A 19,407-nucleotide genomic window follows, 5' to 3' on the forward strand; every position below is an offset into this window, starting at 1 on the left:
GTCTCAAACAATGGCGCTAGTGGCGCATATCAGCGGTGGGGATTGCCAGTGCTTTTTTGATTTCAGGTGAAAGATCCGCTGAGGCCATACACCTTAGCCCGCAAAAATTGTTCATTTTCGGTTGTACCTCAAGTGCGGCGTGAAGCACTTGTTCAAGACAGTCCCAGCTCTTTATATACTCGGCGAGCAGAGAGTGTCTTGGTATCAGCTTGGTTTCAACTGCTTTAATCATGGCCGCTCTTATCATTTCGTTGGTTGCAATTTTATACATGGATGAAGCTTCCCTTGAAGGAGATCTGTTCCAGCGTATCAACACCATCCTGAAGTAATACATAGGCAGGCAGTATTAGTCGATAGAAGTCAGAGTCGTTGGTTCCTTTAATAGTGACTGAGGTGAACGTCTCCAGGAGACTGGCGGCCGCGCGGATTCTGAAGCAGGCGTCTTCAAATAACTGATCAGGTGCGGCATGCGAGTCTATAAAGAAGGTGGGAATGTTGGTTGCGTTTGCTTTGAGCGGATGAAATCGATTCATGGGATAAGCTCTTTCAGATTGTTTTAGACGTGACAGGTCGAGGAACCTAATATTATTTTAGTTCGATGGTTGGATTTATTGGTTTGCCTTCTGCAGAGCCATTACTTGGTTTAATGGCTCTGCATCTGTTCTATCTAAGCCTGAGCAATCTGTTTGCTGATTCCCGGGGGGGCAGAGGGCTCGCCAAGTTTCATTGTGCTTGAGCGGCAAGCTAACGGTGGCCACGCCACAGGATCAAGATCCAGATCAAGAAATAATTTTGAATCGAAAATGGGTGTCTCGACTCCGGCGCGGCGTTGGTCATCGTAATCACGCAAGATGCGCAGGCATATCTTGAAAAGCAGGGCCATCGTTATCAGGTTGACGAGTGCCAGTAACGTCATGGTGATATCTGCAAAAGCCAAAACAGTGGAAAGATCTTCTATCGATCCCCAGAATACTAGAGTCAACACTAGCGCACGATAGAGAATCAGCACTTTACGCGGTTCGTCAAACATGAAGCGCAAACTGTTTTCTCCCAAGTAGTAGTTGTAAAGCATCGCCGTGAATACAAACAACGCAAGTACCACGCTGATAAACATCCGCCCCCATTCTCCTACAACGGCTGCCAACGAGTTTTGTGCCAGAGCGATCCCGTCACCTTCAAGGCCCTGAGTGTAGAAACCGGACAGCAAAATCATTAGTGCAGTGCATGTGCAGATTACGAATGTATCGATGAAAACACTCAGTGCTTGTACGACGCCCTGTGCAACCGGATGACTGACCTTCGCTACTGACGCAACGTTGGGAGCGCTACCCAGTCCTGCTTCGTTGGAAAATACCCCGCGTCTGACACCCATGATAATTGCACTTCCAATCAAACCGCCAAGCGCCTGATCCAGACCGAGTGCGCTTTTGATAATGGTCACTAGCATTGTCGGAACTTGATCGAACTGCAGAATCAACACGTAGCCCGTCACGCCGATATAGGCGAGGACCTTGATAGGAACCAAAAGGTCGGCTACTGCTGCTATGCGCTTTATGCCGCCGATGAGGACGACTCCCAGCATCAAGGAAAGTGCGAGTCCTGACCACATGGGGGGCAGACCAAACGCATCCTTTAGCGAGTGAGATACTGCATGGGACTCGAGTCCATTGATTGCAAAGCCGAAGGTCACCAGCATTAATACAGCCGCTATTATCCCGAGCCAGCGTTTACCCAGACCGTGCTGGATGTACCAACACGGACCCCCTCGATAGAGACCGTTTTCGTCGTTGCGTTTATAGAGCTGGCCCAGCGTGCATTCGAAGAGGCTGCTTGACATACCCAAAAGTGCGGTCATCCACATCCAGAATACGGCGCCGGGCCCACCCATGCTGACGGCAATCCCGACCCCAACGATATTGCCGGTGCCCACGCGTCCGGCAAGACTGAGTGTGAGTGCCTGAAATGAACTCAATTGATGACTGCCTGCGCGCCAACTTCCGTGTAAAACACCGAACATGTGGCGGAAATATCTAATCTGGACAAATCCCGATCGGATAGTGAAATAGCTTCCCAATCCAAGAACTAAAGGTATTAATACCTTGCCCGACAAAAAATCGTTGATGACGTCTAGCATTCAAAGCTCCTTGCTATATAGAGTGCTGGCGAATTAATGGTGTCGTCAGTCCTGAAGGCTTTCAGGTGTCGTAATATCCAGCCATATTTCATCCGGCGCAATTTCGCAAGTTGCTTAAAAGTGATGCGATTTGCTGCTATGGTTGCCTCTTCTTGATTTTTGTTGGATTACTGTATGTGTGAGTTTCTTCCGGCAAACTTGAGACTGCTGTGCAGTCACTACCGATCTGTCGCGGAGGTTTGTAGGAAAGTTCGCATTAATCGTGGGCAATTCAATAAGTACCTTTGTGGGAAAAGCGTTCCGACACCTTTTAATCTCAAACGAATCTGCGACTTCTTTGGTGTGGAGGAGTTTGAGATTGGACTTCCAACGGAGCAATTCATCAACCTGATTGGCGTGAAAGCTCATAAGAACCCAGCCTTGGGCGAGGTAACTGCGCCACAGATAATGCATGAGCATCTGCGTCAGAAGTCTTCAGCGGAACTGAAAGCCCACATCGGTTATTACTACGAGTATTACCACGCAATGACTGACCCCGGCTCCATTCTGTGTTCGCTCGTGCATGTACGGGGGGAGGGGGATGACGTCGTCTACGAGAGAAACGAGCGCTTACAGATAGCCGGGGCTAGGGAAGATTTTGAACGGTATCAATATCTGGGTGTTGCTTATTACCTGCGTGATCGCTTGTTTTTCATCGATTATGAGTCGCTTACCTCCAACGAAATCAGCCAGACCATTCTCATCCCAAGTTTCAAAAGCTGTATTACACGGCTCAATGGTTTGAAAATAGGGGTTTCAGCGGCGGATCATCGTGCTCCTGCGTGCTCGAGGGTTGTCTGGGAATATCTCGGGCAGGAAATCAATCGCGTCGATGCGTATCGACGCGTTCGGTTGTACAAGCCTGATGATTGCGCTATCGATGATGATCTGCGCGCGCGTCTGGCTCAGGCTCAGGTTGTCGAGGGCCTGTTTGTTATCGCCTGACAGAACTCATAGCAGGCTGCGATCTTTTGATGTCGGCCTTTTAAGATCAAAGGATCGCAGCCTTGTTGCACTCGACATCTCCTACAGGGCGATCGGTCAGGGATTGTCGATCTGTTCGAGCATCCACTTGACAAAATCCCGCACCTTCGGCACTTCCGCCGCATGCTCTGGATACGCCAGGTAATACGCGTCGGAACTGGGCATTGCATGCTGCCAGGGAATGACCAGTTTGCCGTCGGCCAATTCCTCTTCCACCAGAAACCGCGGCAACAACGCCACACCACAGCCGACCTGCGCGGCGCGAATGCACATATAAAAGGTTTCGAAACGCGGCCCGTGGTAGCTGTGTTCGGTCTGGTAACCCTGACTGTCGAACCAGTCGTGCCAGGCTTGCGGGCGCGAGGCATTTTGCAGGAGGACCAGATCGGTAAGTTGCGTCGGATCAGTGAACGGCGTGTCCGGAAGGCTGCCCGGCGCGCACACCGGCACCAGTTCTTCGCCGAACAACTTCAGGCATTCAGTGCCGGGCCGTGAGCCCTGACCAAAATAGAACGCCAGATCACTGCGCCCTTGCAGCAGATCATCCGCTTCTTGCTCGTTGCACAAATCCAGGTGAATTGATGGATGGCGCAGACGCCAGCCTTTCAGGCGCGGCACCAGCCAGCGCGCGCCGAAGGTCGATGGCGTAGACACGCGCAGGACTTCGGTTTCACCACCGTAGGAACGCAGGTAATGCGTCGACATTTCCACTTGCGTGAGGATTTTTCGTACTTCGACCAAGTACAAATCCCCGGCCGGGGTCATCTGCAAGCGCCGACGCACCCGGCGGAACAACAAGTGCTGCAGCAGCTCTTCAAGCTGCGCGACCTGTTTGCTCACTGCGCTCTGGGTCAGGTTCAGCTCCTCGGCGGCGCGGGTGAAACTCAGGTGACGGGTCACGGCCTCGAAACACTGCAATGCGGTGATCGATGGCAAGTGGCGTTTGTTCAGCATGGCTGATCCTTTTCTTGTCTTTCTATGCCCAGCATGAATAAACGGAATGATATCTCGCGTAAAGGTCGTTTGTTGCCTTGCCATTGTGACGCTACAACTAAAGGCCTGCCCGGTCGCGAAAAAGCGTCCGCACACATTCAGTTTTTTGCTTGAGGAGTGACCCATGGTTGCCGCATTGCTTGATCGTCTTGGTGTGAACCCGGCCCTTTATCAGAACGGCAAAGTGCCGGTGCATTCGCCGATCGACGGCAGCCGCATTGCCGCCGTCAACTGGGAAGGCCCGGCCGAAGTCGAGCAGCACATCAGTCGCGCAGATCATGCGTTCGAGCAATGGCGCAAGGTGCCGGCCCCGCGTCGCGGCGAGCTGGTGCGTCAATTCGGTGAAGTGCTGCGCGAATACAAGGCTGATCTTGGCGAGCTGGTTTCCTGGGAGGCCGGCAAGATCACCCAGGAAGGTCTGGGTGAAGTGCAGGAGATGATCGACATCTGCGATTTCGCCGTCGGCCTGTCCCGCCAGTTGTACGGTTTGACCATTGCCTCCGAGCGTCCGGGCCACCACATGCGTGAAACCTGGCATCCGCTGGGCGTGGTCGGGGTGATCAGCGCGTTCAACTTCCCGGTCGCAGTGTGGGCGTGGAACACCACGCTGGCGCTGGTCTGCGGCAACCCGGTGGTGTGGAAACCGTCGGAGAAAACTCCGCTGACCGCGTTGGCCTGCCAGGCGCTGTTTGATCGTGTAGTGAAGAATTTCACCGACGCCCCAGCGAATCTTTGCCAGGTGATTATTGGTGGTCGCGACGCTGGCGAAGCCTTGGTCGATGACCCGCGTGTTGCGTTGATCAGCGCCACTGGCAGCACACGCATGGGCCGCGAAGTGGCGCCGAAAGTCGCCGCTCGTTTCGCTCGCAGCATTCTGGAATTGGGCGGTAACAACGCGATGATCCTCGGCCCGAGCGCGGATCTCGACATGGCGGTACGTGCGATTCTGTTCAGCGCCGTGGGTACGGCTGGGCAGCGTTGCACCACCTTGCGCCGTCTGATCGCTCATGAGTCGGTCAAAGAAGAAATCGTCACGCGTCTCAAGGCCGCTTACTCGAAAGTGCGCATCGGCAACCCGCTGGAAGGCAATCTGGTCGGCCCGCTGATCGACAAGCACAGCTTCGAAAACATGCAGGACGCGCTGGAGCAGGCGTTGAGCGAGGGTGGGCGGGTATTTGGCGGCAAGCGTCAACTGGAAGACCAGTTCCCCAATGCTTATTACGTTTCGCCAGCGATTGTTGAAATGCCGGAGCAGAGCGATGTGGTGTGTAGCGAAACCTTCGCACCGATTCTGTACGTGGTCGGCTACAGCGATTTCCAGGAAGCGCTGCGCCTGAATAACGCTGTACCGCAAGGTTTGTCGTCGTGCATTTTCACCACGGACGTGCGTGAAGCCGAGCAGTTCATGTCGGCGGTGGGCAGTGATTGCGGTATCGCCAACGTCAACATCGGCCCGAGCGGTGCCGAAATCGGCGGCGCTTTTGGTGGCGAGAAGGAAACCGGTGGCGGTCGTGAGTCCGGCTCCGATGCGTGGCGCGCGTACATGCGCCGCCAGACCAACACCGTGAACTACTCGCTGGAGCTGCCGCTGGCGCAGGGCATCACATTCGACTGATAGGTTGAGATCGATCGTTCCCTCGCTCTGCGTGGGAATGCCTCAGCGGACGCTCCGCGTTCGCTTTTGGGACGCAGAGCGTCCCTGACTGCATTCCCACGCAGAGCGTGGGAACGATCATTTTGCAGTGTTTGTTAGGTTTCTGTTGGAGTCTGGCAATGCCGTTACGCGAAGAATGTCTGTGGGAAAAGCTCACGCCACAAAGGCCAGATAACACCGCGCTCAGGGGTGAAGTCAAAGTCGATGTCTGCGTGATCGGCGCCGGGTTTACCGGGTTGTCGGCGGCGCTGCATCTGTTGGAAAAGGGCAAAAGCGTCTGCGTGCTGGAGGCCCATCGCGCCGGTCACGGTGGTTCCGGGCGCAACGTCGGGCTGGTCAACGCTGGCATGTGGATTCCACCGGACGAGATCGAAGCCGGGTTTGGCGAAGCGGTCGGCAGTCAGCTCAATCGCATGCTCGGGGCGGCGCCAGCGCTGGTGTTCAGCCTTGTGGATAAGTACAACATCGATTGTCAGTTACGCCGCGAAGGCACCCTGCACATGGCGCACAACGCCAAGGGCGAAGCGGATCTGCGCAGTCGTGAACAACAATGGAAACGCCGTGGCGCGCCAGTCGAATTGCTCACTGGCAAGGCGTGCGAGCAAGCCACGGGCACGCAAAAAATCGCCGCTGCGTTGCTTGATCGCCGCGCCGGTACGCTTAATCCGATGGCTTATGTCACCGGGCTGGCCAATGCGGTAAGCGGTCTCGGCGGGCAACTGTTCGATCATTCACCGGTCACTCGCCTTGAGCGTCAGGGCACGAAATGGTCGGTGCAGACCGAGCACGGTTCGGTGCTGGCCGAGCAAGTGGTCATCGCCTCCAACGCCTACACCGAAGGCGACTGGACCGAGCTCAAGCGCAACTTCTTCCCCGGTTACTACTATCAGGTCGCGTCGGTGCCGTTGACCGAAGACGCCGCGCAGCAAATTCTCCCGGGCGGGCAGGGCTCGTGGGATACGCGGCAAGTGCTGAGCAGCATTCGTCGCGACAAAGAAGGCCGGTTATTGCTCGGCAGCCTCGGCAACGGCAATCAGAAGCCGACCTGGTTTCTCAAGGCCTGGGCCGATCGCGTGCAGCAGCATTACTTCCCCAATCTGAAACCCGTCGAGTGGGAATGCACCTGGACCGGGCGCATTGCGTTTACACCCGATCACCTCATGCGTTTGTTCGAGCCGGCGCCGGGACTGGTGGCCGTCACCGGTTACAACGGCCGTGGCGTCACTACCGGCACCGTGGTCGGCAAGGCTTTCGCTGATTATCTGTGTAACGGCAATCCGCAAGCCCTGCCGATTCCCTTCGCACCGATGCAGCCCTTGGCCGGCGTGGGCTTGCGCAGTTGCCTGTACGAGGCCGGTTTCTCGCTGTATCACGCGGGCCAGTGCCTGCGCATCGTCATTTGAGTGTTGAAATATGTTGCCGGAAGCGGCGCTTTTCGATGCAGCGACTAGCCTGTAATGGTGCGGGTTGTAGCAGTCCCGCACCAGCAGTGTGCAGTTCGGTGACGCGGGCTGTTACAGGCTGGTTGCACGTCGTTTGGCGCCGCGGTTGCAATGATGGCGCGTGCGGGTTGCGCCTGAAAAAATAAATGGTTTCACCTTCCGCGGTTTAGACGGTTGCACGCCCAATGAAAATGGGAACGAAACAGTCGAAATAACAAGAAAGCAGCGACTTTTTGAAGAATAAAAAACCGATGGCACGGCCCTTGCTCTGAGCATTCAGTGAAGTGAAGTCGCAGTGCCAACTAAAAAAAACCTTGGAGCACCACCTCATGTCCCAGACGTTTTACAAGAAAGGCTTTCTGGCCCTCGCAGTGGCTACTGCGTTGGGTGTTTCTGCGTTTGCTCAAGCTGATGTGAAAATCGGTGTAGCGGGTCCAATGACGGGCGCCAACGCGGCATTTGGCGAGCAGTACATGAAGGGTGCACAGGCAGCGGCTGATGCAGTCAACGCGGCGGGTGGCGTCAACGGGGAGAAAATCGTTCTGGTCAAAGGCGATGACGCCTGCGAGCCGAAGCAGGCCGTGACGGTCGCCAAGGACCTCACCAACCAGAAAGTCGCCGGCGTGGTCGGTCACTTCTGCTCCTCTTCGACCATTCCAGCGTCGGAAATCTACGACGAAGCCGGGATCATCGCCATCACCCCGGGTTCGACCAACCCGCAAGTCACCGAGCGCGGCCTCAGCGCCATGTTCCGTATGTGCGGGCGTGACGACCAACAGGGCATTGTGGCCGGCGACTACATCGTCGACGTGCTCAAGGGCAAGAAAGTCGTTGTGCTGCACGACAAAGACACCTACGGCCAAGGCTTGGCGGATGCCACCAAGGCACAACTGGTCAAGCGTGGCGTGACGCCTGTGTTGTACGAAGGCCTGACCCGTGGTGAAAAAGACTTCAGCACCATCGTCACCAAGATCCGTGGCGCCGGCGCCGACGTCGTCTACTTCGGCGGTCTGCACCCGGAGGCCGGCCCGCTGGTTCGCCAGCTGCGTGAACAAGGCCTGAAAGACGTCAAGTTCATGTCCGATGACGGCATCGTGACTGACGAACTGGTGACCACCGCCGGTGGCCCGCAATTCGTCGACGGCGTGCTGATGACCTTCGGCGCCGACCCGCGCTTGCTGCCAGACAGCAAGACTGTGGTAGACGCTTTCCGCAAGGCCGGTACCGAGCCTGAGGGTTACACCCTGTACGCCTACGCTTCGGTGCAGACCCTGGCTGCCGCGTTCAACGGTGCCAAGTCCAACAAGGGCGAAGAGGCCGCAGCCTGGCTGAAGAAAAATCCGGTGAAAACCGTCATGGGCGAAAAAACCTGGGACTCCAAGGGCGACCTGAAAGTCTCCGACTACGTGGTTTACCAGTGGGACAAGGACGGCAAATATCACCAGCTGGAAAAACAGAAGTAAGGGCTGACGCGATCAGCTGATCCCACGGTTCCTTTGTAGGAGTGAGCCTGCTCGCGATGACGGAGTTACAGGCAACACATGTGTTGAATGTTAATCCGCTATCGCGAGCAGGCTCACTCCTACAGGGGGCGGTGGTGACGGGTGGATCGTGGCTGACATTGCTCCGACGTAAATCTGTATTTTTCCTAGAAGAACCGCACACCCCGGGTGTGCAGGTTCTCACTGCGTGAGATTGCGTTATGGATGGTATTTTCCTGCAGCAACTGGTCAACGGCCTGACCCTCGGGTCGGTCTATGGCCTGATCGCCATCGGCTACACAATGGTCTACGGCATCATCGGCATGATCAACTTCGCCCACGGCGAGGTTTACATGATTTCTGCTTACCTGGCGGCAATCAGTCTGGCTCTGCTGGCGTACTTCGGTATTGAATCCTTCCCGCTGCTGATGCTCGGCACCCTGATTTTCACCATCGTGATCACGGCGGTGTATGGCTGGGTCATCGAGCGTGTCGCTTACAAACCCCTGCGCAACTCGACCCGACTGGCGCCGTTGATCAGCGCCATCGGTATCTCCCTGATCCTGCAAAACTACGCACAGATCGCCCAAGGCGCCAAACAACAGGGTGTGCCTACCCTGCTGACCGGGGCGTGGCGTGTTGAAGTCGGTACTGGCTTCGTGCAACTGACCTACACCAAAGTCTTCATTCTGGTGGCCGCGTTCGTCGGTATGGGCTTGCTGACCTACGTCATCAAGTACACCAAGCTCGGACGCATGTGCCGTGCGACCCAGCAAGACCGCAAGATGGCTTCGATCCTCGGCATCAATACCGATCGGGTCATTTCCTATGTGTTCATCATCGGTGCAGCCATGGCGGCGCTGGCCGGCGTGCTGATCACCATGAACTACGGCACTTTCGACTTCTATGCCGGCTTCATCATCGGCATCAAGGCGTTCACCGCGGCGGTGCTTGGCGGGATCGGTTCGCTGCCCGGGGCCATGCTCGGCGGGATCATCCTCGGCATTTCCGAGTCGCTGTTCTCCGGTCTGGTCAACTCCGACTACAAAGACGTGTTCAGCTTCTCGCTGCTCGTACTTGTTCTGGTCTTCCGGCCGCAGGGCCTGTTGGGCCGTCCTCTTGTGTCGAAGGTGTAAGCGATGTCTTCAACCACTCAAAAAAGCATTGATATCAAAAAAAGCCTGGTTGAGGCGATTCTGGCCGGCCTGATTGCCCTGATCGTATTCGGGCCGATTGTCGGCGTCGTACTCGAGGGTTACAGCTTCAATCTTGAGCCGACCCGCGTGGCGTGGATTATCGGCATTGTCATGATCGGCCGCTTCGCCCTCAGCCTGTTCCTGCAAACACCCAAGGGCCTGAAAATCCTCGACGGATTCGAGAGCACCGGTTCCGGTGTGCATGTGCTGCCAAGCGACCATAAATCGAGCCTGCGCTGGATCATCCCGCTGCTGATTGTGCTGGCGATCATCGTGCCGTTTGTTTCCAACTCCTATCTGCTGGGCGTGGTGATCCTCGGATTGATCTACGTGCTGCTGGGGTTGGGGTTGAACATTGTGGTCGGTCTGGCCGGTCTGCTCGATCTGGGTTACGTGGCGTTCTACGCCATCGGTGCCTACGGTCTGGCGCTCGGTTATCAGTATCTCGGTCTGGGCTTTTGGACGGTGTTGCCGCTGGCGGCAATCACTGCCGGGCTGGCCGGGTGCATCCTTGGCTTCCCGGTGTTGCGTCTGCACGGCGACTATCTGGCAATCGTGACCTTGGGCTTCGGTGAAATCATTCGCCTGGTCCTCAACAACTGGTTGTCGCTGACCGGCGGCCCGAACGGTATGCCAGCGCCACTGCCGACGTTCTTCGGTCTGGAATTCGGCAAACGGGCGAAGGATGGCGGGGTGCCGTTTCACGAGTTCTTCGGCATCGCCTACAACCCGGACGTGAAGTATTACTTCATCTATGCGGTGTTGTTCCTCGTGGTGTTGGCTGTGCTGTACATCAAGCATCGGCTGGTGAAAATGCCGGTCGGTCGCGCCTGGGAAGCCTTGCGTGAAGATGAAATCGCCTGCCGCTCGATGGGCCTCAACCACGTGCTGGTCAAGCTCTCGGCGTTCACTATCGGTGCATCGACCGCAGGTCTGGCCGGGGTGTTTTTCGCCACCTACCAGGGCTTCGTCAACCCGACCTCGTTCACCTTCTTCGAATCGGCACTGATCCTCGCCATCGTCGTGCTCGGCGGCATGGGCTCGACCATCGGCGTGGTGATTGCCGCGTTCGTACTCACCGTCGCTCCGGAATTGCTGCGCGGCTTCGCTGAATATCGCGTGCTGCTGTTCGGCATCCTGATGGTGTTGATGATGATCTGGCGACCACGCGGGCTGATTCGCATCAGCCGTACCGGGGTCACTCCACGCAAAGGTGCCATTCATTATGAGAGGACTGCGCCATGAGTGAAGTCGTACTCTCTGTTGAAAAACTGATGATGCATTTCGGTGGCATCAAGGCCTTGAGCGATGTCAGCCTGAAGGTAAAACGCAACTCGATCTTCGCCCTGATCGGCCCCAACGGCGCCGGCAAGACCACGGTGTTCAACTGCCTGACCGGGTTCTACAAAGCCACCGGCGGCAAGATCGAACTCAATGTGCGCGGCCAGCAGACCAACGTCATTCAGTTGCTGGGCGAGTCGTTCAAACCGACGGATTTTGTCTCGCCGAAATCCTTCCTCAGCCGCATGTACTACAAGATGTTCGGCGGTACGCACCTGGTAAACCGTGCAGGCCTGGCGCGGACATTCCAGAACATTCGTCTGTTCAAGGAAATGTCGGTACTGGAAAACCTGCTGGTGGCCCAGCACATGTGGGTCAACCGCAACATGCTCGCCGGCATCCTCAACACCAAGGGCTACCGCAAGGCCGAAAGTGACGCGCTGGACTGCGCGTTCTACTGGCTGGAAGTGGTCGATCTGGTGGACTGTGCCAACCGTCTCGCCGGTGAACTTTCCTACGGTCAGCAACGCCGTCTGGAGATCGCCCGAGCCATGTGCACGCGGCCGCAGATCATCTGCCTGGACGAACCGGCCGCCGGCCTCAACCCTCAGGAAACCGAAGCGCTGAGCGCGATGATCCGGCTGCTGCGCGACGAGCACGATCTGACCGTGGTGCTGATCGAACACGACATGGGCATGGTTATGAGTATTTCCGATCACATCGTGGTGCTGGACCACGGCATCGTCATCGCCGAAGGCGGACCTGAAGTGATCCGTAACGATCCGAAAGTGATCGCTGCCTATCTGGGCGCCGACGAAGAGGAGCTGGTATGACGCAACCGATCCTCGAACTCAAAGACCTCGACGTGTTCTACGGCCCGATCCAGGCCCTCAAAGGTGTGTCGCTGCAGATCAATGAAGGGGAAACCGTCAGCCTGATCGGCTCCAACGGGGCGGGGAAATCGACGTTGCTGATGTCGATCTTCGGCCAGCCACGGGCCGCGGGCGGGCAGATCCTTTATCAAGGCGTCGATATCACCCACAAGTCCTCGCACTACATTGCTTCCAACGGCATTGCGCAGTCGCCGGAAGGGCGGCGGGTGTTTCCCGACATGACCGTCGAGGAGAACCTGCTGATGGGCACCATCCCGATTGGCGACAAGTACGCCAAAGAGGACATGCAGCGCATGTTTACGCTGTTTCCACGGCTGGAAGAGCGACGTAACCAACGGGCGATGACCATGTCTGGCGGTGAGCAGCAAATGCTCGCCATTGCCCGGGCATTGATGAGTCGGCCGAAGCTATTGCTGCTCGATGAACCTAGCCTCGGGTTGGCGCCGATTGTGGTGAAGCAGATCTTTGCGACCCTGCGTGAACTGGCGAAAACCGGCATGACCATTTTTTTGGTCGAGCAGAACGCCAACCATGCGCTGAAACTGTCTGACCGCGCGTATGTGATGGTCAACGGCGAGATTCGCCTGACCGGCACGGGTAAAGAGTTGCTAGTGAATGAGGAGGTGCGTAACGCCTATCTGGGCGGGCACTGATTCTTCCAGCGTTATGCACAGCCCCGGCGACGCAAGTCCCGGGGCTTTTTCATTCCGCAAACATACCGCACGCCTGTGTAGGAGCTGCCGAAGGCTGCGATCTTTTGATGTTGTCTTTAAAGATCAAAAGATCGCAGCCTTCGGCAGCTCCTACAGGGAATTGATCAGTGATTTCAAGTCTTGCGTGGAATTGTGGAAAACAAATTCCCATAGCTGCCAAAGCGCGACATATAGACGCTGCAAATGGCTGTTTTTCCACAGTTTTGACTTGTCCCCGGTTACTGTGGAGCTGGCTGTGAATAACGTGGGTGTATCTGGCTGCGCGCCTTGTGCGCCGTGGCCTGCAAGGATGTGGTTGTTTTTTGATCAGGCATTTTTACGAGAGCGGGAGACGTCGTTGTCAACCTTTTTTTGGGTGCCGCCTCAGCGGCCATTGCATGTCAACAAGCCTGTGGATAAGTCTGTGATTAAACTCTGGAAAGACTGCGCTGAGGGCCGTAATTACTGGCCTCGCGCAATCACTGTGTTGACTGTCCGCTCGTGCAAAATGCCATGTCCCGCACATCCGCCACTTCAGGGTCAAGCAAAAAACTTTCTATTTCGCCCGCAAAGCCTTGTGTGGCGCGGCTTTGCGCGTTTGCACTTGCCCCCGGAAACTGTGGAAGGGACTGTGGATAACATGCGTGCACATGGCTACAGGCCACGGTTGCTATAGCGTTGGTGCGATTGGTTGTTTTTTGTACAGCTTGTGGGTGTTGCCCGTGAATGCGCGTGCGGGCATGCTGCCTGCTGATTTTCTATTCCAAGGGCTGCCCCGGCGGTCGAAGCAAGGAGAACACGATGTCCAACACCCTGTTTATCACCGGCGCGACGTCCGGATTTGGTGAAGCCTGTGCCCGCCGTTTTGCCGAGGCTGGCTGGAAACTGGTGCTGACCGGTCGTCGTGAAGAACGCCTCAATGCGCTGTGCGCCGAGCTGTCGAAGCAGACCGAAGTGCATGGCCTGGTGCTCGATGTGCGCGATCGCAAGGCGATGGAGGAGGCGATTGCCAACTTGCCGCCATCGTTCGCCAAGCTGCGTGGCCTGATCAACAACGCAGGTCTGGCACTGGGCGTGGACCCGGCGCCGAAGTGCGATCTGGACGATTGGGACACCATGGTCGACACCAACGTCAAAGGCCTGATGTACGCAACCCGCCTGCTGCTGCCGCGCCTGATTGCCCATGGCCGTGGCGCCGGCATCGTCAACCTTGGCTCCATCGCGGGCAACTATCCGTACCCGGGCAGCCACGTGTATGGCGCGACCAAAGCGTTCGTTAAACAGTTTTCGCTGAACCTGCGTTGCGACTTGCAGGGCACCGGTGTGCGGGTCAGCAACATCGAGCCAGGACTGTGTGAGAGCGAGTTCTCGCTGGTGCGTTTTGCTGGCGATCAGGAGCGTTACAACGCGACTTACGCCGGTGCCGAGCCGATCCAGCCGCAGGACATCGCCGAAACGATTTTCTGGGTGATGAATGCGCCGGCGCACATCAACATCAACAGCCTGGAATTGATGCCGGTGAGCCAGACCTGGGCCGGGTTTGCCATTGAGCGCAATAAGGCCTGACACCGCGTTAAGGCCAATCGCTGGCAAGCCAGCTCCCACAGGTTTATTGGCGTACACAAATCTTGTGAACGGCTCGATACTTGTGGGAGCTGGCTTGCCAGCGATGAGGCCAGAACAGGCAAAAAATGGCGATAAGGTAAACTCCCCTCGCAACAACTCAACCGCACCCCGCGGTTTTCAAGGTTTTTCGAGGAGTCAAAGTGAGTAACCGAGGTGAGCAGGCACTGCTCAAACAATCGACCATTCTGATGTTGGCTGTGGCGATTGCCGGGATCGTCACCGGTTTTGTTTCTGGTTCGCAATCCATCCTGTTCGATGGTTTTTTCTCGCTGATCGCAACGTTCATCAAAGTCCTGATGTTGATCACGGCCAAGTTGATCGCCAAGGAAAGCAATCACCGTTTCCAATTCGGTTTCTGGCATCTGGAACCCATGGTGCTGCTTATCGAAGGCAGCTTCCTGATGTTGATCGCGATCTACGCGTTTCTCAACGGCGTGTTTGGCATCATCAACGGTGGTCGCGAGATCGAACTGGGGCTGGTGATCATTTATGCGGCGGTGTTTACCGTTGTCGAGTTCGCTTATTTCTTCTACGTGCGTCGGCGTAACCGCAAGCTCAAATCCAGCCTGATCCAGTTCGACAACATCAGCTGGCTGGTGGACGCGATGCTGTCCGTGGGCCTGTTGATCAGTTTCCTCGCGGCGTTGCTGCTCAAGTCCCAGGGCTATGGCGAGTGGGCGGTGTATGTCGACCCGTTGATCCTGATCGTGCTGGCGCTGACCATGTTGCCGCCAGCGTTCAAGATCCTTGGCCCGGCCTTACGCGATGTGCTGGGGATTGCGCCGGATACACTGGATGATCAGGTCCGGCAGGTGATGGAGGCGGCGAAAACCGAGCATGGTTTCGATGATTACGTGTCGTACGTGCAGAAGCACGGACGGGCACGGTTTATCGAGATTCATGTGGTGTTGCCGGCGGATTATGCGTTGAGCAATGTCGGACAGCTGGATGCGTTGCGCGAGGAGATTTCGGCGAAACTGGGCAAGCCGGATGCGGCGCGATGGTTGACCATCAGCTTTACCGGGGACAAGAAATGGATTGCCTGAAGACCACGTAACGGCCATTCGTCGGTTTGCCGCCCGGAGCAGGCTCACTCCTACATTTGGAATGCGTTCCCTGTAGGAGTGAGCCTGCTCGCGATAGCTATTTATCCGTCAGCGCAGATATTCAGCCAGGCCGCTATAGCAAGTCGCCAAGTGATACGGCGTAGTCGAAGGCATGTCCTTGCGGCTAACCTCGCCCAACTCATCCCGACACTCATGCCAGCCACCCGCATGCAGGAATCGCTGCTGCAACGCCTGCAACTGGCGCAGCACCACCGCTTCACTGCCCTGACGCAAGGTCAGCGCGCGCAGATATTCCGCCTGCGCCCAGATCCGCTGGGTCGAGTCTCGCGGGCGTCCGTCCATTTCCAGATCGAGCATTGCCCGCACCGCGCCGGATGGCTGCACCACACCGTATTGCTCGGTGAACGCAAACGCTCGATCCAGTGCGGCGTGCAATTTCGAACCGCGCAACAACGGCGACGATTCGAGCAGGAAATACCATTCGAACTGGTGCCCCGGCTCATACCAGTTATCCACAGCGCCGAGCGGCTTCTCCATCAACACGCCATATTGCGGATCGACGAACCGCTTGTGCATGGCTGTGCATAACTCCAGCAGTGCTTTCTGCGTCTGGGCATCTTCGCGCACGGCAAGGGTCGCGAGGAATGCTTCGGCCAGATGCATCAACGGGTTTTGCAGCGGACCGGTTTGCAGGGTGATCCAGTCGCGTTCCAGGCAGGCTTCGTACAATCCATCGCCGGTGGCGAAGCGTCGGCCAATGATTTCCAGGGCCGCGTTCAGCGTCGACTCGACCAGCGGATCGCCGGACTTTGCCCAGTAATGCGCGCAGGCAAACAGGATAAACGCGTGGGTGTAGAGATCCTTGCGCTGATCCAGCGGCTTGCCCTGGGCATCGATGCTATAGAACCAGCCGCCATGATCGGCATCATGAAAGTGCCGTTGCAAGGAGCGGAACAGCGCCGCCGCACGGACTTCAGCGTTATCCACAACTCCGATCAGACTGGAAAACAGATACAGCTGTCGCGCACAGGCCATCGCCCGGTAGCGCTGCGGTGGCAGCGGCTGATGCGCGGCGTCCAGCGCCTCATAGGGCAACGCCATGTCGGCGTTCCAGCCCGGGCCTTGCCAGAGCGGCACGATCACGTCGACGAAGTGCTGTTGCACAGCGCCAAACAGGGCGGTCAATTCAGGCAGGGAGGTGGAGCGGGAAGCGTGGGGCATGGGCGGACGTCGTCACGGCTGGGGCGATTGCGCGACATGGTAGCAGAGCGGCGGCCGTTAGAGTCTTGGTGTCTGATCGGCCGTCATCGCTGGCAAGCCAGCTCCCACAGGTGATTGGGTCAGTCCACAATTGTGTGAACACCAAATATCCTTGTGGGAGCTGGCTTGCCAGCGATGAGACCGGTACAGGCGATGGAGATTAGCCTGCCAGCAGCCAGGCGCCTGTTATTGCTGAGGCAGCACCTGCAAGGCGCACCAACGGTGCCGCAGCCTTAGGCAGGAAACGCACTACGGCATAACCCGCCGCATGCAGTGCAGCTGTCGCGGCCACAAAACCCGCCGCATACGCCCAAGGACTGCTCATGTCCGGCAGTTCCAAGCCATGCGCCACGCCATGGAACAGCGCAAATACCGCCGTCGCCACCACCGCCATGACCAACGGCGGACGCACCGCCAGCGCCACCGCCAGACCCAACGCCAGCACCGACGCGGCAATCCCGCTTTCCAGCGCCGGCAATTCCAGCCCTTCAAACCCAAGCATGCCGCCAATCAACATGGTGCCGACAAATGTGCACGGCAGCGCCCAGCGCGCCGCGCCTTGCTGCTGCGCCGCCCACAAACCGACCGCCACCATCGCCAGCAAATGGTCGAGGCCGCCGATCGGGTGGCTGATACCGGCGATCAAGCCACTGTCGCCATGCCCCGGGTGTGCGAAAGCCAATGCCGGCGTCAGCAGCAGCGCCACAGCGCCAAGAATACGTTTGAGTGTCATGGATAAGCTTCCTTGTTGAGCAGTGAATCAGGCTGCGGTCAGCAGGCCCTGGCGTTCGATGAAGGCGATGATTTGCTCAAGGCCCTGACCGGTTTTCTGGTTGCTGAAAACGAACGGCTTGCCGTTGCGCATGCGTTTGGTGTCGCTGTCCATCATCTCCAGCGAGGCGCCCACCAGCGGCGCGAGGTCGATCTTGTTGATCACCAGCAGATCGGATTTGCAGATCCCCGGTCCGCCCTTGCGCGGCAGCTTGTCGCCGGCCGAGACGTCGATCACGTAGATGGTCAGGTCGGACAGCTCCGGGCTGAAAGTCGCCGAGAGGTTGTCGCCGCCGGATTCCACCAGAATCAGATCCAGCCCCGGAAAACGCCGGTTCAGTTGATCGACCGCTTCAAGGTTGATCGAGGCGTCTTCGCGGATCGCCGTGTGCGGGCAGCCGCCGGTTTCAACGCCGATGATCCGCTCCGGTGCGAGAGCTTCGTTGCGCACGAGGAAATCGGCGTCTTCGCGGGTGTAGATATCGTTGGTGACCACGGCGAGGTTGTAGCGCTCGCGCAGGGCCAGGCACAGGGCCAGGGTCAACGCGGTTTTGCCGGAACCGACCGGGCCGCCGATGCCGACGCGCAGAGGTTGTGTGTTCATCGAGTGTTGCTCCTAAGAACGGAAGAGTCGGCTGTACTGGCGCTCGTGGGCCATGCACGCCAGGGACAGACCAAACGCGGCGCTGCCCATGTGTTCGGGATCGATTCGGCTGGCGTCCTGCTGCGCCTGTTGCAGCAGCGGCAGCAGTTCGCTGGTCAGGCGTTGCGCGGCTTGCTGACCCAGCGGCAGGGTTTTCATCAATACGGCGAGCTGGTTTTCCAGCCAGCTCCACAACCACGCGGCGAGCGCGTCCTGCGGGTTGATACCCCAGGCGCGCGCGGCCAGCGCCCAGCACAGGGCCAGATGCGGTTCAGTGCATTGATCGAGAAAGCTGCGGGCGGATGCGTCGAGTTCTGGCAAACCGTTGAGCAACTGCTGCAACGAATAGCCCATCTGCCGGCTCTCCAGATGCAACTCGCGCGTCTCGCGACTGGCGCGATGGCTTTCGCAAAGGATCTGCAAATCAGCCCACTGTTCATCCGCCGCCGCCTGGCAATGCGCGAGCAATAGCGGCGCTTCGAAGCGAGCGAGGTTGAGCAGCAACTGATCGCTGATCCAGCGCCGCGCGCTGTCCGGGTTGTTGACGCGGCCGTTATCCACCGCCATTTCCAGGCCTTGCGAATAGCTGTAGCCGCCAATCGGCAGCTGCGGACTGGCCAGGCGCAGCAGCGCCCAGGCCGGATTCACAGGCGTACGCCGAACTGATGGAGTTTCGGCGCGTAATTGAAGTCTTCGTCGCCGTGGCGTGAATGGTGATGGCCGCCGCCATAGGCGCCGTGCTCCGGCTGGAATGGCGCTTCGATCGCTTCGACCTGCGCACCAAGCTGTTCCAGCATGGCTTTGAGCACGTAGTCGTCGAGCAAACGCAGCCAGCCATCGCCGACTTGCAGGGCGACGTGGCGGTTACCCAAGTGATAGGCAGCGCGGGTCAGTTCGAAGGCGTTGGCGCAGGTGACATGCAACAGGTGTTCGGGACGGGCGCAGACGCGGACGATGCGGCCGTCTTCAGCCTGTAGGCATTCGCCGTCATACAGCGGCGACTGACCGCGCTCCAAAAACAACCCGACGTCTTCGCCCTCGGCACTGAAACAGCGCAAACGGCTTTTGCTCCGTGCTTCGAAGGTCAGGTGCAACTCGGCGGCCCAGACGGGTTGAGGGTCGATTCTGCGGTGAATCACCAGCATCGGAAAGCTTCCAGCTATGGACAATACTCTGGCTAGAGCAAGGGCCTTGCCAATCGGACGAGATGTAGGAAATCCCTGTCGGAGCGTAGTGGATGTTTCAAGATGT

Annotated in this window: 19 protein-coding genes; 10 read left to right on the forward strand and 9 right to left on the reverse strand. The window is 57.7% G+C overall.

Features of this window, described 5'->3' with window-relative positions; translation table 11 throughout:
* Positions 1–16 precede the first annotated feature (16 nt).
* The 3 genes from CKW38_RS18630 to CKW38_RS18640 form a co-directional block, all read right to left on the reverse strand.
* The gene (locus tag CKW38_RS18630) at positions 17–271 is read right to left on the reverse strand and encodes a hypothetical protein (protein ID WP_038360419.1); all 255 of its coding nucleotides are present in this window, start codon (positions 269–271) and stop codon (positions 17–19) included.
* Positions 264–533 carry a hypothetical protein gene (locus tag CKW38_RS18635; RefSeq protein ID WP_038360420.1) on the reverse strand — a complete coding sequence of 90 codons (270 nt, stop codon included), beginning with the start codon at positions 531–533 and terminating at the stop codon, positions 264–266. Before CKW38_RS18635 ends, CKW38_RS18630 begins: the two co-directional genes overlap by 8 nt.
* Positions 534–667: 134 nt before the next feature.
* A complete protein-coding gene (locus CKW38_RS18640; RefSeq protein WP_095113513.1) occupies positions 668–2,134 on the reverse strand; it encodes a sodium:alanine symporter family protein in 1,467 nt (488 codons plus the stop codon).
* A 174-nt stretch (positions 2,135–2,308) separates the two neighbouring features.
* Here CKW38_RS18640 and CKW38_RS18645 point away from each other — a divergent pair, with 174 nt between their 5' ends.
* Positions 2,309–3,118, forward strand: a complete 810-nt coding sequence (locus CKW38_RS18645) for a helix-turn-helix transcriptional regulator (RefSeq protein ID WP_095113514.1) — start codon at positions 2,309–2,311, stop codon at positions 3,116–3,118.
* Between the two features lie 96 nt (positions 3,119–3,214).
* Here CKW38_RS18645 and CKW38_RS18650 read toward each other — a convergent pair whose 3' ends face one another.
* The gene (locus CKW38_RS18650; RefSeq protein ID WP_095113515.1) at positions 3,215–4,111 is read right to left on the reverse strand and encodes a LysR family transcriptional regulator; all 897 of its coding nucleotides are present in this window, start codon (positions 4,109–4,111) and stop codon (positions 3,215–3,217) included.
* Positions 4,112–4,274: 163 nt separating this feature from the next.
* Here CKW38_RS18650 and CKW38_RS18655 point away from each other — a divergent pair, with 163 nt between their 5' ends.
* The 9 genes from CKW38_RS18655 (at position 4,275) to CKW38_RS18700 (ending at position 15,461) form a co-directional block, all read left to right on the forward strand.
* The gene (locus CKW38_RS18655; protein WP_007915887.1) at positions 4,275–5,765 is read left to right on the forward strand and encodes an aldehyde dehydrogenase family protein; all 1,491 of its coding nucleotides are present in this window, start codon (positions 4,275–4,277) and stop codon (positions 5,763–5,765) included.
* 158 nt (positions 5,766–5,923) lie between these two features.
* Positions 5,924–7,207, forward strand: a complete 1,284-nt coding sequence (locus tag CKW38_RS18660) for an FAD-binding oxidoreductase (protein WP_095113516.1) — start codon at positions 5,924–5,926, stop codon at positions 7,205–7,207.
* Between the two features lie 368 nt (positions 7,208–7,575).
* Positions 7,576–8,709: an ABC transporter substrate-binding protein gene (locus CKW38_RS18665; protein WP_007915892.1), complete on the forward strand. Its 1,134-nt coding sequence runs from the start codon at positions 7,576–7,578 to the stop codon at positions 8,707–8,709.
* Positions 8,710–8,948: 239 nt separating this feature from the next.
* A complete protein-coding gene (locus CKW38_RS18670) occupies positions 8,949–9,863 on the forward strand; it encodes a branched-chain amino acid ABC transporter permease (RefSeq protein WP_007915894.1) in 915 nt (304 codons plus the stop codon).
* 3 nt (positions 9,864–9,866) lie between these two features.
* Positions 9,867–11,168, forward strand: coding sequence for a high-affinity branched-chain amino acid ABC transporter permease LivM (livM, locus tag CKW38_RS18675; protein ID WP_007915896.1), 1,302 nt, complete (start codon positions 9,867–9,869; stop codon positions 11,166–11,168).
* On the forward strand, positions 11,165–12,037 hold the full coding sequence (locus CKW38_RS18680; RefSeq protein ID WP_095113517.1) for an ABC transporter ATP-binding protein: 873 nt from the start codon (positions 11,165–11,167) through the stop codon (positions 12,035–12,037). The genes livM and CKW38_RS18680 overlap by 4 nt, the downstream gene beginning before the upstream one ends.
* Entirely contained in the window at positions 12,034–12,750 is a 717-nt protein-coding gene (locus tag CKW38_RS18685; protein WP_007915900.1) for an ABC transporter ATP-binding protein, read from the forward strand. Before CKW38_RS18680 ends, CKW38_RS18685 begins: the two co-directional genes overlap by 4 nt.
* An 840-nt stretch (positions 12,751–13,590) precedes the next feature.
* The gene (locus CKW38_RS18695; RefSeq protein WP_007915905.1) at positions 13,591–14,355 is read left to right on the forward strand and encodes an SDR family oxidoreductase; all 765 of its coding nucleotides are present in this window, start codon (positions 13,591–13,593) and stop codon (positions 14,353–14,355) included.
* 200 nt (positions 14,356–14,555) lie between these two features.
* A complete protein-coding gene (locus CKW38_RS18700) occupies positions 14,556–15,461 on the forward strand; it encodes a cation diffusion facilitator family transporter (RefSeq protein WP_007915907.1) in 906 nt (301 codons plus the stop codon).
* Positions 15,462–15,569: 108 nt separating this feature from the next.
* On the opposite strand, the gene CKW38_RS18705 is transcribed toward CKW38_RS18700, so the two are convergent.
* From CKW38_RS18705 to ureE, 5 genes are all read right to left on the reverse strand, one after another.
* Complete coding sequence (locus CKW38_RS18705) at positions 15,570–16,703, reverse strand: AGE family epimerase/isomerase (protein WP_007915908.1); 1,134 nt, start codon at positions 16,701–16,703, stop codon at positions 15,570–15,572.
* Between the two features lie 199 nt (positions 16,704–16,902).
* Positions 16,903–17,475 (reverse strand): HupE/UreJ family protein, encoded by a 573-nt coding sequence (locus tag CKW38_RS18710; RefSeq protein ID WP_007915909.1) that lies wholly within the window; start codon positions 17,473–17,475, stop codon positions 16,903–16,905.
* Positions 17,476–17,502: 27 nt separating this feature from the next.
* The gene (ureG, locus tag CKW38_RS18715) at positions 17,503–18,117 is read right to left on the reverse strand and encodes an urease accessory protein UreG (RefSeq protein ID WP_007915910.1); all 615 of its coding nucleotides are present in this window, start codon (positions 18,115–18,117) and stop codon (positions 17,503–17,505) included.
* 12 nt (positions 18,118–18,129) lie between these two features.
* Positions 18,130–18,804 (reverse strand): urease accessory protein UreF, encoded by a 675-nt coding sequence (locus CKW38_RS18720; RefSeq protein ID WP_007915911.1) that lies wholly within the window; start codon positions 18,802–18,804, stop codon positions 18,130–18,132.
* Positions 18,801–19,301 carry an urease accessory protein UreE gene (gene ureE, locus CKW38_RS18725; RefSeq protein ID WP_007915912.1) on the reverse strand — a complete coding sequence of 167 codons (501 nt, stop codon included), beginning with the start codon at positions 19,299–19,301 and terminating at the stop codon, positions 18,801–18,803. The genes CKW38_RS18720 and ureE overlap by 4 nt, the downstream gene beginning before the upstream one ends.
* Positions 19,302–19,407 lie beyond the last annotated feature (106 nt).

It is taken from the genome of Pseudomonas sp. Irchel 3H7, from assembly GCF_900187605.1.
Classification (GTDB): domain Bacteria; phylum Pseudomonadota; class Gammaproteobacteria; order Pseudomonadales; family Pseudomonadaceae; genus Aquipseudomonas.